This is a genomic window from Marinomonas primoryensis, assembly GCF_013372285.1.
Classification (GTDB): domain Bacteria; phylum Pseudomonadota; class Gammaproteobacteria; order Pseudomonadales; family Marinomonadaceae; genus Marinomonas; species Marinomonas primoryensis.
The window spans coordinates 2,286,391-2,300,880 of record NZ_CP054301.1; the positions used below are offsets into that span (position 1 = coordinate 2,286,391).

Sequence of the window (14,490 nt, forward strand, 5' to 3'; positions counted from 1 at the left end):
TAAATAAAGGAAAAATAGATTAGCCAACAAGGTTATCCACAGAGAAAGTGGACAACTCATATGTCAATATAGAGAAGTAAATATATTCTAATTCTGATAATTAAGTTGTAAAGAAATTCGATTACGCCCGTTTCGCTTCGCGACATATAAACTCTTATCTGCTTGAGCTAATATTTCTTCATAACGAGAAACGTTTGGCGCAATAGACGCCAAACCTGCACTAATAGTAACGGGGATAACAATATCTAGCTCGGTTTCTATCAACATATTCTCGACAGAGTACCGTAAACGCTCCATAACCGCTTCGGCCTGCTTTAAGTTAGTATTGCGCATAATAACAATGAACTCTTCACCACCATAGCGACCAATCTCATCTTGAGGTCGAATGACTGACGCCATCATCGCCGCCACTTGCGCCAACACCAAGTCACCAGCTTCGTGGCCGAAAGTATCATTAATTTTCTTAAAGTGATCTAAATCGACAATGGAGAAAACACAAGACTCTCGATTGATAACGGAATCCGCAAAAATATTAACCGCATCTGCTAACACTTTTCGTCGATTCGATAACCCTGTTAATTCATCTCTTTCAGCCAAAGTACGCAAATGGCTGTTTACCGCTTTCAATCGACTCATCACAAGATTAATAACAACAGCAAAGTAAAAACATACACAGAGGAATACAGCGGTCAAAACAATACTTTGATCTGGCGATGTCAAATACAGCCCTTTAGTGTTCAAAAATTCGCACACTAAAAACAGCACCACAGAACCCGCTACAACCCAATATTTAATGAAACGCTGGTCTGCTCTAAACACGATAAAAGAATAGGCAATAACATTGACAAAAAGCCAATGAAAGCCGCTAGCGGAACCAAAGTAAAACAGACTAAGAATGGTTATTTGCCCGATTTTAACAATCGGCATCAAGAGTTGGGCGCGAGAGAAAAGCCCAATATAGTTATAACGCAAACCCACTAGACCAACGACCAGACCCATAAAGGAAAAAAAGGCGATAGAAGGCATTTGGCGATAAAAAAACATAACAACCATGAACAAACAGCTAGCGCAGAACATAAGGTAAGAAAAATTTACAACATGCTTCTGATTAAGGTCATTACCAAACTCATCGATAAAACCGAGGTTTAGGAGCTTTTTTGTCATTTTTTTTATTGAAAAAAACACAGTATTCCGCACTTATTGTCTGTATTAAAAGTAATCAAGCTTGAATCGCTATATTCGCCACTACATAGACTACTATAAAGTGAAAAATCACCTGCGTATTCTACAGAAAGCGATCCTTTTTTCCTATTAATTCAAACGATGAAAGCCGCTTTACTACAAAGATTGAAACCACTTAATACAATCAGTATAAAAAATAATGTTTAAAGACAAGTACATTGAATTTCCGTATTCTAATCCACTGTTTCAAAAACACTTCTGGCATGGATATTGATTAAAACATTCGTAGCCTCAAGTAAAAGCCATTGAAAATACCGACCAACCGGTCAAAAAATGAATTGAAACCAGCTAACTAGCGCACCACAAAAGGGCGAAAGAGCTATAACAGTGCAAGAACATAAAGTCTAGCCTAATCTGGAATTTGGCTTGAGCAGAACGAGCAGACGATTGACAACATCACAATCGTCTTAAATAAAATTTAATTGAATGCGAAAAAAGGTGCTGGAACATTGAAAATACACGACTCGGTATCACGCCTTGAGCTTGTAAACATCACGAAACAATACCCAGGTTGCCTTGCTAATGACAACATCAGTATCACCCTGATGCCAGGTGAAATTCATGCACTATTAGGAGAGAACGGTGCAGGAAAAAGTACTTTGGTAAAAACCATTTATGGTGTCGTGGCACCGGATAAAGGTGACATCATATGGGATGGCAAAGAAGTCAGTATCAAATCCCCTTCTGTTGCTCGCGATTTAGGCATTGGAATGGTATTTCAACACTTCTCTTTATTTGAAACACTGACCGTCAGCCAAAATATAGAATTGTGCTTAAGCCAAGTCCAATTGAGTAAAATAGGTGATTTAGCCGGTAGAATTACTCAGCTCTCTAAAGAGTATGGCTTAAATGTTAAACCAAGCCGATATGTTCATTCACTTTCCATTGGTGAGAGACAACGAGTTGAAATCATGCGTTGCCTTGTCCAGTCGGTAAAATTGCTTATTTTAGATGAACCTACTTCTGTGCTAACACCACAAGAAGTGGCAGGGCTATTTGGCGTTCTACGAACACTGTCCAAGGAAGGCTGCAGCATTTTATTCATTAGTCATAAATTGCACGAAGTGACAGAAGTTTGCCATAGAGCCACCATTCTTCGTGGAGGAAAAGTCGTCGACACCTGCGTTCCAAATGAAGAAACTCCCGCCTCTATTGCAAAAATGATGGTTGGCGATCTGGCCGAACAAGATGCTGGCTACGCAAAAAAAGAAGGCAAAGAAGACCTTCTCAGCGTCAACAACTTGTCTTTACCATCCAAACAACCTTTTGGCACAGCACTAAAAAATATCAATTTCGAATTGAAATCCGGTGAAATATTGGGCATTGCAGGAGTTGCTGGTAATGGTCAGGACGAACTCATGGCGATTATCAGCGGTGAAGATAACCGCAATGTTAAGCGCGCACTTTCGCTTTGCGAACAAGATATTGGCCATTTACATGCTGGAGAACGCCGCAAGCTTGGTATGGCTTATGTACCTGAAGAACGCTTAGGCCGAGGCGCTGTTCCTGACATGAGTTTAACTGAAAATACACTACTAACTCACAGTGAAGGCTTTATAAAAAACGGGCTAGTCGAGTGGCAAAGCATTAAGACCTACACCACCGCACTCATTGCTAAATATAAGATCAAATGTCACGGTGAATTTTCAGAAGCCAAAAGCTTAAGTGGTGGCAACTTACAAAAATTCATCATGGGACGCGAAATCGGCCAAAATCCCAAAGTCCTTATTTGTGCACACCCAACATGGGGCGTCGATGTTGGTGCAGCTCTCGCCATCCATCAGGCGCTATTAGAACTTCGTGATCAAGGCGCAGCCATTCTGCTTGTTTCCGAAGACATAGACGAACTGTTCCTTTTAGCAGATCGAATGTCTGCTGTTTGCGATGGTCATTTGTCTCCCGTGGTAAAAACACAAGACACCAACATAGACCAGATAGGCCAATGGATGGCCGGCACTTTTATCAACACTAAAACGGCTCAAACATCAGAGGCCAAGGTATGATCCGCATTCAAGCTCGCACCGAGCCAAGTTCTTTGATGAAAGTTGTCTCCCCACTGCTTGCCATCGCATTAACCTTAATTTTTGGCTGCATTTTATTCTCAGCCATTGGTAAGTCGCCTTCTCAAGCCTTACATGTACTCTTAATTGCACCTTTGGCAGACAGTTACAATATTGGTGAGATGTTCGTGAAAATGGCACCACTACTACTTTGTGCCGTTGGCTTATCACTATGCTACCGAGCTAATATGTGGAACATCGGCGCAGAAGGACAATTACTCGCTGGTGCGTTAGGCGGTTCTGCTATGGCGCTTTACTTTATCGATTCTGAATCTTCTTTTGCACTTCCTATCACTCTATTGGCTGGCATTGCATCCGGCATGATTTGGGCCGCGATTCCGACTTTCTTAAAGTTGCGTTATAACTCGAACCTTATTTTAACCACCATTATGTTCAACTACATCGCCCTATACCTTCTTATTTGGGCCGTTCATGGACCACTAAGAGACCCTGAAGGCTTTGGTTTCCCAGAATCCGCCTTATTTTCTGACGCCACCTTACTGCCCACACTGTTTGAAAGCAGCCGAACACACCTCGGTATCGTTTTTGCTGTTTTATCCGGTGTTGTCGGTTGGTTTATTTTAAGTAAAACCCATCTGGGGTTTCAAATACGCGTTTTTGGTGCAGACGAAGCGGCCACTCGCTACGCAGGATTTAGTAGCAAAAAAATAAGTTGGTTTGTCATGTTATTTGCTGGTGCTTTAGCAGGACTCGCCGGTGTCAGCGAAACTACTGGGCCGATCGGACAATTAGTACCTAATGTATCTCCTGGCTATGGCTACTCAGCCATCATTGTCGCCTATCTAGGAAGATTGCATCCTATCGGCGCCATTCTCGCAGCCGCTTTCATGGCGGTACTTTATATGGGCGGCGATCTAGCACAAATAGAAATGGGCATTCCCGTTGCCGTTGTCAGTATGTTTCAAGGCGTTTTATTATTCTTTCTCTTGGCATGTGATTTTTTTATCAACAATCGTCTCGCCTTTTCTAACCAAGCGACAAACTAGGAGCACACTTTGGACTCGGATCTAATCGTACAAATCTTGTTTGCCGCCATCAAAACCGGCACACCACTTCTCTTTATTGCATTAGGTGAGGTTATTTGTGAAAAATCTGGCGCACTCAACCTCGGCCAAGAAGGCATGATGTTAATGGGCGCTGTTGTTGGTTTTTTAGCCGCCTACGGAACAGGAAGCGCTGGATTAGGCGTTCTCGCCGCCATGTTAATGGGCTGCCTTATGAGCCTTATTTTTGCCGTACTCGTACTTCACCTAGGGGCAAATCAAGTGGCTACAGGCCTTGCCTTAACTATTTTTGGTACCGGATTGAGCGCGTTTATAGGTTCTGGTGTCGTTGGTCAAACGGTTCAAGGATTCCAACCTATCGCTGTTCCATTTTTATCTGACATTCCATTCTTGGGTCGCATATTGTTTAGCCATGACATCTTGGTGTATTTATCATTTGTCATGACCTTTGCGCTCATTTTTGTTGTGAATAAAACTCGTATCGGCCTCGTTCTCAAAGCTGTCGGCGAAAACCCTCACGCTGCCAACGCCATCGGTATAAAGGTGCTAAGAGTACGCTATTTAGCCGTCATGTTTGGCGGCGTTATGGCGGGGATATCAGGCGCCTATATGTCTCTTGTTTACACCCCCATGTGGGTTGAAAATATGACCGCCGGCCGCGGTTGGATTGCCCTAGCCCTAGTTGTTTTTGCGTCGTGGCGCGTAGGACGAATCATGCTGGGGGCCTATTTATTCGGATTGGCCAGTATTATGCATTTGGTACTGCAAGGGTTAGGCTGGTCGATTTCGCCAAACCTACTCGCCATGATGCCTTATGTAGCAACCGTTATTGTTATGGTCATCATCAGCGCAGATCAGTTTAAAGAAAAACTGCTCGCCCCTCGGTCTTTAGGCAAACCCTTTGACCCGAGAAACATGGCTTAGAATTTAGATTTAAACCCTAATTTTTCAACATTACATAAAAAAATGCCTTCGGGCACAAAAGGAGCTAAAAATGAAATTTAAAAGTTTACTGGTAAGCCTAGGACTTTTGGCTGGAGCAAGCTTTGCTCAAGCAGAAGACCCGTTAAAAATTGGCTTTGTCTATGTTGGGCCTGTTGGTGATTTAGGCTGGAGTTACGAACACGATATGGGGCGTAAAGGCCTTGAAGAACATTTCGGTGATAAGGTGAAAACTACTTTCGTTGAAAACGTACCAGAAGGCGCAGACGCTGAGCGAGTTATCACTCAATTGGCAAAAGCAGGAAATGATCTTATTTTCACCACGTCTTTCGGCTTTATGAACCCAACCGTAAAAGTAGCAAAACGCTTCCCTAACGTGACATTCGAACACGCTACTGGCTATAAACTGTCTAAAAACTTAGGCACTTACACACTTCGCACTTATGAAGGTCGTTATGTCTCAGGCGTAACGGCAGGCATGATGACGAAAACCAACACCATTGGTTACATTGGCTCATTCCCAATACCTGAAGTTATTCGTGATATTAACGCTGTTTACATGGGCGCAAAAAGCGTTAATCCTGATGTGAAGATAAAAATTGTTTGGGCGAACACTTGGTACGATCCAGGCAAAGAAACCGATGCTGCCAATGCACTAATGGACCAAGGTGTTGATGTGATGCTACAGCATACAGACAGTCCAGCTCCGCTTATTGCCGCTGAAAAACGTGGTTTACGCGCTATTGGTCAAGCCTCTGATCAGAGTAAATTCGCGCCAAATGCTCACATTTTTTCTGTTCGCGATAACTGGACACCTTATTACGTCAAAACCACACAAGCGGTTATGGACGGGAAATGGAAGTCACAAGATTTCTGGGGTGGTTTTCAGGATGACATGCTAACACTGGCGTCTATTAACCCAAATCTTCCTAAAGATGTTCGTGCTAAAATTGATGCGACCTACGCCATGATCAAATCCGGCGAATTCAAACCATTCACTGGCCCAATCAAAGACAACAAAGGCAACATCGCCGTTCCTGCTAACCATTCGTTAACAGACGTAGAGCTTGCTAAAGTAAATTGGTACGTAGAAGGCATTACCGACGAAATTCCTCGTTAATCCTTATATACAGCCAGCGGCGCTGGCTGTATATTCCCCCGTTTTCGAATCGTGATATCAACCTACGAACACCCTTTCTTTTCATCTTAGTGTTTATTGCTATATTTAAGAATTAAACACAGCATTAATACAGCCAAATAAAGGTAATACTATGGACACAACTGACACACTGATCGAACTTTCAAAGACAATGCCGAAGACCGAACTTCACTTACACATTGAAGGCACCTTTGAGCCCGAACAGATGTTTGCCATAGCACAACGCAACCAAGTTAAATTGAAATACGACACAGTAGAAGCTCTTAAAGCGGCCTATCAATTTACCAACCTACAAGATTTCCTAGACCTATACTATCAAGGTATGTCCGTACTGCTTCATGAAGCCGACTTTTACGAGCTAACCATGGCGTATTTGGAAAAAGTGCACAGCGAAAACGTCGTTCATGTGGAAATTTTTTTCGACCCACAGGGCCACCTATCTCGCGACATACCATTCGACGTGCAGATAAAAGGCATTTATAACGCGCTTCAAGACGCCCAACTAAAATGGGGTATGACCTCTAAACTTATTATGTCTTTTCTGCGCCACCTGAGTGAAGAAAGTGCCTTTGAAACACTTGAACACGCAAAACCCTTCCTTAACTGGATTGATGGTGTTGGCCTAGACAGCTCGGAACTTGGTCATCCGCCAGAAAAATTCTTACGTGTTTTCGAAGTCTGTAAAAACCTCGGCTTAAAAGTAACCGCTCACGCGGGAGAAGAAGGACCGCCAGATTATGTCTGGCAAGCCATAAATCAAATCGGTGTGGACAGAATAGATCACGGCAATAGAGCACTGGAAGACGTTAAGCTCATCGAAGAAATCAAAAAACGAGACCTAACACTAACCGTTTGCCCACTTTCTAATCTAAAGCTTTGTGTCGTTAATGACATGAAAGATCATCCAATAAAACACATGCTGAAACTCGGCCTACACGCAACAGTCAATTCTGATGATCCAGCGTATTTTGGCGGCTATATGAATGACAACTATGCATCTTTAATCCGCCGTACCGGCATCAACAAAGAAGAATTGCTGCAACTGGCCAAAAATGGCATCACTGGCAGCTGGATGAAAAACACCACAAAAGAAAAACACTTAAAACAGCTGCACGCCCTCTTCAAATAAATAACCCCGGTTACATTTAGTCGCCTTACGGAAACGCCTTAAAAAGAATGATCGGCAATCATTCTTTTTAATCTCTCAATTTTATTATGGTAAGATTCGCTTTTTTAAACTACCGAGCCCTATCCATGTCAAATACACTCGCCATTGATGATAGCTTTTACCGTCTAACAAGCAGCGAACGCTACGATCAGGTTCTACAACTGATCAAAAAGTCGCAATCCATCTGGGCGCTTGCCGATGCAGAGGGATGCTTAATCATCGATCTTGGTACCGATAAAGTATTACCAATTTGGCCAACAGAAGCGCTCGCATCTGGTTGGGGTGAAAAAGATCACGAAGGATTCAAAGGTCTAGAAATAAGCGCGACTGACTGGTCAAAAAAATGGCTGCCAGGCATGCAAAACGACAAATTCTCTGTGGGTGTTGCTCCAAACCTTGCCGGTGAATGCATCGTTTCTTCTGCTGAAGAACATGCGGCCGACCTACAAAAATAGTGTCTTTTCTTGTAAAAAAGAACCGGACGCATTATGCATTTCCAATTAAAACGGCCTAACACGCCAAGCAAACGCACACAATTTACTGTGTGCGTTTGCTTGCTTGCCGTTTTTCTTATTTATTTCGCCCCTCTCTACTCGCAAGTAGCCAAGACCCTCTCGCCCAAGCCAACGATCATAAAAAACATGGCTATGAAAGTCATGATGACGGAGAACATGTCGACGGCGGGACACGACCACTCTCAAATGATGTCTCAAAAAGCAAGCAACAGCTCAGCTCATGACGGCCATCATGGACACCACGCAGAGGGAGAAAGCACCAACGTCTTAGAAGCCTGTGGCTATTGCTCACTTCTCTTTCATTTGAACTGGATCGATGCCAAAACCTTCGAACTGATTCCGCTCACACAAAGTCACTATCCCACGATAGTCACGATGACCATTTCGCACACATACTCTGTGCCTTTCACTTCGATCCAGCCCAGAGCGCCGCCCGCCATAACAACCTAACCCACCAAACACCACACGACGTTAATTATTCTGTTTGAAACACAGAATGATTACCTACCCGTGCGTTTTTATCACTTTAGAAAAGTGAGCTTAAGCTCAGAGGCGTTGTTATGCCCTTTTCTGATACGAGAATATTTATCATGCCGACAAGCACACAAAATAAGGCCTCAGAGCCTTCAAATGCCATGCTATTACTGATTACGCGACTGCATTTTTATATCGGTTTTTTTATCGGGCCGTTTATTTTTATTGCCGCTTTAACAGGAACACTTTATGTCCTTTCTCCTCAACTTGAGGATGCCATCTATAAAGAAGCACTGACAACACAAAGCGTTGGAGAGAGTAAAACACTTGCGGAGCAAATTACCGCTGCAAGATCGCATCTTAGCAGCGACTTAACCTTATTTGCGGTTCGCCCTGCTCCAGAACAAGGTGACACGACACGAGTTATGTTTCTAGACCCTACCGCCAACCTAACTGGCGCAAGAGCATTGTTTATTGACCCTGTCACATTGGATTTAAAAGGTAATCTACCTGTATACGGAACCAGCGGCGTATTACCACTGAGAACCACCATAGATTTCCTTCATCGCCAACTACTTCTAGGGGAAGTAGGTCGCTATTACAGCGAATTGGCGGCGTCTTGGCTTTGGATCTCGGCATTGGGTGGGTTATTTCTGTGGTACAAGGGCGGGAAAAAAAATCAGCTTGAATTTGCATCGAAAACAGTACATTTGCGCAAACGCAGACGCCACTATCAATTAGGCCTGTGTATCTTCATTGGTTTAATATTTGTCTCAGTCACTGGCCTCACCTGGTCAAAATGGGCTGGCGGTAACATTGGCGCATTACGCGAAAATATTGGCTGGGTTACCCCTTCTGTCTCTTTAGATTTAGCCGCAAGCAATGTAGTTGTCACATCAGATGAGCACGCTGATCACATTCATCATCGCGATGCAGAGCCAAATGTCGACACTCCTGACATTCGTACAAATCCAGATTTATTATTTGATGGTGTGTTAACAGCGGCGCGTAATGCTGGCATCGATGCCAACAAGCTTGAAATAAAACCCGCTAAAGGCGAAGGCAAAGCCTGGTTCGTACGTGAAATAGACCGCTCTTGGCCGACTCAAGTAGACAGTGTTGCTGTTGATGCAGCCACCATGACCGTCACGAGCCGCGCTGACTTTGCGAATTTCCCGCTGGTCGCTAAATTAATTCGTTGGGGAATTGATGCTCACATGGGCATTTTGTTTGGCGCCATCAACCAAATCATACTGACGGTATTCGGCTTGTCTTTGTGCTTAATGATTATATGGGGCTATAAAATGTGGTGGATTCGTCGCCCATCGGCAGGATCAACGTCTAAGCCTTTGCTTCAAGCATGGGCGAAGCTTTCGGCCATTCAAAAAACACTGACCCTTCTCGTCACACTATTTTTGGGCGTCAGCTTACCGGTTATGGGCGTCAGCCTACTGGCTTTCCTGTTAATTGATATTTGGCGCTGGAAACGTCAATAAAAGAAAGAAAGAATCAATCGTTCACCGAGCTTTTTTATAGCGCTCGGTGAGCCTTTTATTTAACGCACCGCCTTTCAAAAGCCCTTTTCTTTAGGGTTTCTTCTGGCCTCTCGCCTTGTTATCAGTAAAATACACACCTTATTAAATTGCCGCCAGAAAACGATCTTTATGGACTCACAAGCACTCGCTACCCTTTCAGAACAGGTGTTACTCAAACTTATATCGTCACCACAAGACACCCAACGACTTTTTCATGGACGAGGCAGGTGCTTTCCAGGACTTGAACACATCACGGTAGATTGGCTTGAAGGTCAAGTATTGGTTTCCCTTTTCAAGGAGCCGACGTCGGATTCATTAGATAAATTAAATAATGAACTTATCAATTGGACGAATAAAAAAGAATGGTCAGCCAGCAAAGTGCAATCACTCCTGCTTCAGCATCGAAGTCGAGAGAGAAGTCCTACAGAATGCTTATGGGGCAATTATCAAGAACACCAAGTCGTTAACGAAGAAGGGTTACTTTTTCAACTCGATTTAGGAGAGAACCAAAATTCCGGTCTTTTTTTAGACATGCGATACGGGCGGCGCTGGGTAAGAGAGAACAGCCAAGACAAACGAGTCCTCAATTTATTCGCATATACTTGCGGCTTTTCTATTGCCGCTATCGCTGGCGGCGCCGATTTCGTTGTTAATTTAGACATGGCAAAAGCCGTTCTTAGTCGAGGAAGAGAAAACCACCGACTCAATAAGCACGATTTAAATAACGTTAAATTTTTTGCTCATGATATTTTCAAGTCATGGGGGAAAATTAAAAAATACGGCGAATATGATTTAATTATCATCGACCCACCCACCTTTCAGCGCGGCAGTTTTGCGCTAACAAAAGACTATCAGAAAATATTACGCCGATTACCAGAGCTGCTCACAGAAAATGGTCAAGTGCTTGCCTGTGTAAACGACCCGACCATTCCTGCGCAGTTTCTCATTGATGGCATGCGTGAAGAAGCCCCCAGCTTGGAATACCAGTATCGACTTGATAATCCGCCAGAGTTTCTCGACATTGATATCGAAAGCGGCTTAAAAGCACTTATTTTCCAAAAGAAAAAATCATAACGAACACTAACAAAACAAAGGAAAGCACAATGTCTAAAACAACCGTGACATTTGAATACGAAAAAGAAACTAAAAACAGCGTGCGCTATCAAGAAATCCCAGAAGAAGGGAAAGCGCCTATCATGGGAACGCTCTATGTTCAAAAATGGTTTGCTGGCAGCTCTAAAACGCTAGAAATTACCATCGAGAAAAAAGACTAAAATTCACTAAATAAAACGGTAATCGTTTTTTATTATCGTTTTATTATTACTAAAGCACTGAAACGTCAAATTTTCAGTAGAGGTCGCTTAATAGGCAATACATTCCCCACTATTGTACCGACCGAAATACAAACCAGAGCGATAATAAGCCCAACAGTAATTTGCTCTCCAAATAATGGAACTGCGAACATACTCGCAAGTAACGGCACTATAGCCATCAGCGCGCCCATTTTAGTAGCACCTAAGATATGTACAGCCTTACCGTAGCAAACAAACTGCACCGCGATCGCCATAATCGCTTGATAAAAGGCCTGTAGCCCAATCATGCTGTAGGAAACGCCCTGAAACGCATTAGACATCTGAGTGAAGTAATAAGGCGTATAGAGCAAAGTAGTCACTGTAATAACACCCAACGTAGCGTGCCACGGAGCAAATTTCCAGCGCCTTAACAGGACGGTAAATATACCCCAAAATAAACATGCAGCGACAAAGCTGATATCACCCAGCCAATAAGAAACACCTGACAACAAGGTTTCTAACAGCAAAGCTAAAATCCCTAAACTGCTGATTCCTATTCCCATCCAAGCAAACCGAGAGTGCCGTTCTCCAGCCAGAAAATAAGCTAGTACAGCAATCATAATTGGCATCAACCCTGGCAATAATAAAGCCGCATGGGTTGCAGGGGCGTATTGAAAACCATTAAACACTGAGAGCGAATAAGCCAACCCACCGATAGCACCGACCGCTATCATTCGCCATTGAAAAATCACTTTTCGGTGAATCCAAATAAAGGGAAAAAATAGCACAAACGCCGTGCCAAATCGCACTATCATCATGTCTGGTAAAGACAGTGAAGCTAATGCGCCGGCCCGTGAGATCAGAATAAAACCCGTCCACACCATGATCGCAATTAAAGCCAAGGCGTAGCCTTTCACCATAACCTTAGTGTCCAATGATGACTGGTCTTTCATGTTTTTTGCATCTCTGCGATTAGAAAAGAAAAGCAGTATAACTGCCATCATCACTTGGAAATAGCCAAAAAATAAGACATTAGGATAGTATCGTTTAAGAGTCCCGGCCCCTTGAGACTGTAACTCAATTGGCGCATCGCCCAGCTTGATAGCAAACCCAATTACTCTGGGTGGACTTTGCAGACCTTACAATTTCACCCGACTATTAATCGAACCCAACCCCTCAACCTCACAGAGAACAATATCACCAGCTACTAAGAAAGCGGGAGATGTCATTGCAACACCGACACCTTCAGGTGGTATAACCCCACATATCATAGCCCTCCAAGGTGTAAACCTATTTCAGGATGGGACACATTAACAAATAAAAAAGCCCGAACATTACTATTCGGGCTTTTTCTTATGACTAGAATGTAGCGGTATAGAGTTTACACTCTATTTTTTTACATCATTCCGCCCATGCCACCCATTCCGCCCATGCCACCCATATCAGGCATGCCAGCATCTTCTTTTGGCATATCAGCGATCATGGCTTCAGTTGTGATCATCAGACCAGCAACAGAAGCAGCCGCTTGAAGTGCAGAACGCGTTACTTTAGCTGGATCTAGAATACCCATTTCCAACATATCGCCGTATTCACCAGTTGCCGCATTGTAACCGTAGTTACCTTCGCCCTGTTTTACTTTATCTACTACTACAGAAGCTTCTGCACCAGCATTTGTTACGATTTGACGCATTGGCGCTTCCATCGCACGTAGAGCTAGAGCGATACCGACATTTTGATCTTCGTTATCACCTTTAAGGTCAACAACTTTAGTCAACGCACGAACCAGTGCAACACCACCACCAGCAACCACACCTTCTTCAACCGCTGCGCGAGTTGCATGAAGAGCGTCGTCTACACGTGTCTTTTTCTCTTTCATTGCCAATTCAGTTGCTGCGCCAATTTTGATAACGGCAACACCGCCAGCTAATTTAGCTACACGCTCTTGAAGCTTCTCTTTATCGTAATCAGAAGAAGAGTTAGCAATTTCGGCACGAATTTGATCAACACGGCCAGTGATATTTGCAGCAACACCGGCACCATCAACGATCGTCGTGCTTTCTTTCGTTAGCGTAACGCGTTTAGCAGTACCAAGTAGTTCTAGAGTTGCTGTATCAAGGCTCAAACCAACTTCTTCAGAAATAACGGTAGCACCAGAAATAACGGCAATATCTTGAAGCATTGCTTTACGACGATCACCAAAACCAGGCGCTTTAGCAGCAGCGACTTTAACAATACCGCGCATGCTGTTAACAACCAAAGTTGCTAACGCTTCGCCTTCAACGTCTTCTGCAATGATCAATAAAGGACGAGACGCTTTAGCGACACCTTCCAAAATTGGTAGCAAGTCACGGATATTTGAAATTTTCTTATCAACAAGAAGAATGAATGGATTTTCTAGTTCCGCACTCATCGTTTCTTGGTTGTTGATGAAGTAAGGAGATAGGTAGCCGCGATCAAACTGCATCCCTTCTACCACAGCAAGCTCATCTTCAAAGCCAGAGCCTTCTTCTACCGTGATAACGCCTTCTTTTCCAACGCGCTCCATTGCTTCCGCAATGATTTTACCAACAGAAGAATCAGAGTTAGCAGAGATAGTACCAACTTGCTCTACGGCGCGAGTATCTTTACAAGGCGTAGAAAGCGCAGCAATTTCTTTTACTACTGCTGCAGCCGCTTTGTCTATGCCGCGCTTAAGGTCCATTGGGTTACGTCCAGCTGCAACCGCTTTAAGACCTTCAGTAACAATTGCTTGAGCAAGAACTGTCGCTGTTGTTGTACCGTCACCAGCAACATCATTGGCTTGAGAAGCAACTTCTTTCACCATTTGTGCGCCCATGTTTTCGAACCGATTCTCAAGTTCAATTTCTTTCGCAACCGTCACACCGTCTTTAGTAACCAGTGGCGCACCGAAAGATTTTTCAATAATTACGTTACGACCTTTAGGCCCCAAGGTAACTTTCACTGCATCTGCAAGAACGTTCACACCTCTCAGCATTTGCTGACGTGCACTGTCTCCGAATTTAACTTCTTTAGCTGACATTCTTAATACCTTTAAACTGTTTTAAATATTGCAAATCG

General features: G+C 43.5%; 13 protein-coding genes. 10 read left to right on the forward strand and 3 right to left on the reverse strand.

From position 1 onward, the window contains the following. Window positions 1–87: 87 nt before the first annotated feature. Complete coding sequence (locus MP3633_RS10565; protein WP_244959590.1) at window positions 88–1,164, reverse strand: GGDEF domain-containing protein; 1,077 nt, start codon at window positions 1,162–1,164, stop codon at window positions 88–90. 527 nt (window positions 1,165–1,691) lie between these two features. On the opposite strand from MP3633_RS10565, the gene MP3633_RS10570 reads away from it, so the two are divergent. From MP3633_RS10570 to MP3633_RS10615, 10 genes are all read left to right on the forward strand, one after another. Then, window positions 1,692–3,245: an ABC transporter ATP-binding protein gene (locus tag MP3633_RS10570; protein WP_176335517.1), complete on the forward strand. Its 1,554-nt coding sequence runs from the start codon at window positions 1,692–1,694 to the stop codon at window positions 3,243–3,245. Next, on the forward strand, window positions 3,242–4,309 hold the full coding sequence (locus MP3633_RS10575) for an ABC transporter permease (protein ID WP_176335518.1): 1,068 nt from the start codon (window positions 3,242–3,244) through the stop codon (window positions 4,307–4,309). The genes MP3633_RS10570 and MP3633_RS10575 overlap by 4 nt, the downstream gene beginning before the upstream one ends. A gap of 9 nt (window positions 4,310–4,318) precedes the next feature. Then, window positions 4,319–5,251 carry an ABC transporter permease gene (locus MP3633_RS10580; RefSeq protein ID WP_112138334.1) on the forward strand — a complete coding sequence of 311 codons (933 nt, stop codon included), beginning with the start codon at window positions 4,319–4,321 and terminating at the stop codon, window positions 5,249–5,251. Between the two features lie 70 nt (window positions 5,252–5,321). Further along, complete coding sequence (locus tag MP3633_RS10585; RefSeq protein ID WP_176335519.1) at window positions 5,322–6,389, forward strand: BMP family ABC transporter substrate-binding protein; 1,068 nt, start codon at window positions 5,322–5,324, stop codon at window positions 6,387–6,389. A 151-nt stretch (window positions 6,390–6,540) separates the two neighbouring features. Continuing rightward, window positions 6,541–7,557, forward strand: coding sequence for an adenosine deaminase (locus tag MP3633_RS10590; RefSeq protein WP_176335520.1), 1,017 nt, complete (start codon window positions 6,541–6,543; stop codon window positions 7,555–7,557). 125 nt (window positions 7,558–7,682) lie between these two features. Next, complete coding sequence (locus tag MP3633_RS10595) at window positions 7,683–8,051, forward strand: DUF2750 domain-containing protein (protein ID WP_176335521.1); 369 nt, start codon at window positions 7,683–7,685, stop codon at window positions 8,049–8,051. A gap of 33 nt (window positions 8,052–8,084) precedes the next feature. Next, on the forward strand, window positions 8,085–8,561 hold the full coding sequence (locus MP3633_RS10600) for a DUF2946 domain-containing protein (RefSeq protein ID WP_176335522.1): 477 nt from the start codon (window positions 8,085–8,087) through the stop codon (window positions 8,559–8,561). A gap of 110 nt (window positions 8,562–8,671) precedes the next feature. Further along, window positions 8,672–10,081, forward strand: a complete 1,410-nt coding sequence (locus MP3633_RS10605; protein WP_244959592.1) for a PepSY-associated TM helix domain-containing protein — start codon at window positions 8,672–8,674, stop codon at window positions 10,079–10,081. A 168-nt stretch (window positions 10,082–10,249) separates the two neighbouring features. Beyond that, entirely contained in the window at window positions 10,250–11,194 is a 945-nt protein-coding gene (locus MP3633_RS10610; RefSeq protein WP_176335523.1) for a class I SAM-dependent methyltransferase, read from the forward strand. A 29-nt stretch (window positions 11,195–11,223) separates the two neighbouring features. After that, complete coding sequence (locus MP3633_RS10615; RefSeq protein ID WP_176335524.1) at window positions 11,224–11,394, forward strand: hypothetical protein; 171 nt, start codon at window positions 11,224–11,226, stop codon at window positions 11,392–11,394. A 65-nt stretch (window positions 11,395–11,459) separates the two neighbouring features. Here the strand turns inward: MP3633_RS10615 and MP3633_RS10620 are convergent, their stop codons facing one another. Next, entirely contained in the window at window positions 11,460–12,365 is a 906-nt protein-coding gene (locus MP3633_RS10620; protein WP_176335525.1) for a DMT family transporter, read from the reverse strand. A 443-nt stretch (window positions 12,366–12,808) separates the two neighbouring features. Continuing rightward, the gene (gene groL, locus MP3633_RS10625; protein ID WP_112138321.1) at window positions 12,809–14,452 is read right to left on the reverse strand and encodes a chaperonin GroEL; all 1,644 of its coding nucleotides are present in this window, start codon (window positions 14,450–14,452) and stop codon (window positions 12,809–12,811) included. Window positions 14,453–14,490 lie beyond the last annotated feature (38 nt).

Bases quoted from the DNA above. Each gene is read 5' to 3' on its own strand.
- MP3633_RS10565 (WP_244959590.1), bottom strand. From the start codon at position 1,164: ATGACAAAAAAGCTCCTAAACCTCGGTTTTATCGATGAGTTTGGTAAT.
- MP3633_RS10575 (WP_176335518.1), top strand. From the start codon at position 3,242: ATGATCCGCATTCAAGCTCGCACCGAGCCAAGTTCTTTGATGAAAGTT.
- MP3633_RS10585 (WP_176335519.1), top strand. From the start codon at position 5,322: ATGAAATTTAAAAGTTTACTGGTAAGCCTAGGACTTTTGGCTGGAGCA.
- MP3633_RS10590 (WP_176335520.1), top strand. From the start codon at position 6,541: ATGGACACAACTGACACACTGATCGAACTTTCAAAGACAATGCCGAAG.
- MP3633_RS10595 (WP_176335521.1), top strand. From the start codon at position 7,683: ATGTCAAATACACTCGCCATTGATGATAGCTTTTACCGTCTAACAAGC.
- MP3633_RS10600 (WP_176335522.1), top strand. From the start codon at position 8,085: ATGCATTTCCAATTAAAACGGCCTAACACGCCAAGCAAACGCACACAA.
- MP3633_RS10605 (WP_244959592.1), top strand. From the start codon at position 8,672: ATGCCCTTTTCTGATACGAGAATATTTATCATGCCGACAAGCACACAA.
- MP3633_RS10610 (WP_176335523.1), top strand. From the start codon at position 10,250: ATGGACTCACAAGCACTCGCTACCCTTTCAGAACAGGTGTTACTCAAA.
- MP3633_RS10615 (WP_176335524.1), top strand. From the start codon at position 11,224: ATGTCTAAAACAACCGTGACATTTGAATACGAAAAAGAAACTAAAAAC.
- MP3633_RS10620 (WP_176335525.1), bottom strand. From the start codon at position 12,365: ATGAAAGACCAGTCATCATTGGACACTAAGGTTATGGTGAAAGGCTAC.
- groL (WP_112138321.1), bottom strand. From the start codon at position 14,452: ATGTCAGCTAAAGAAGTTAAATTCGGAGACAGTGCACGTCAGCAAATG.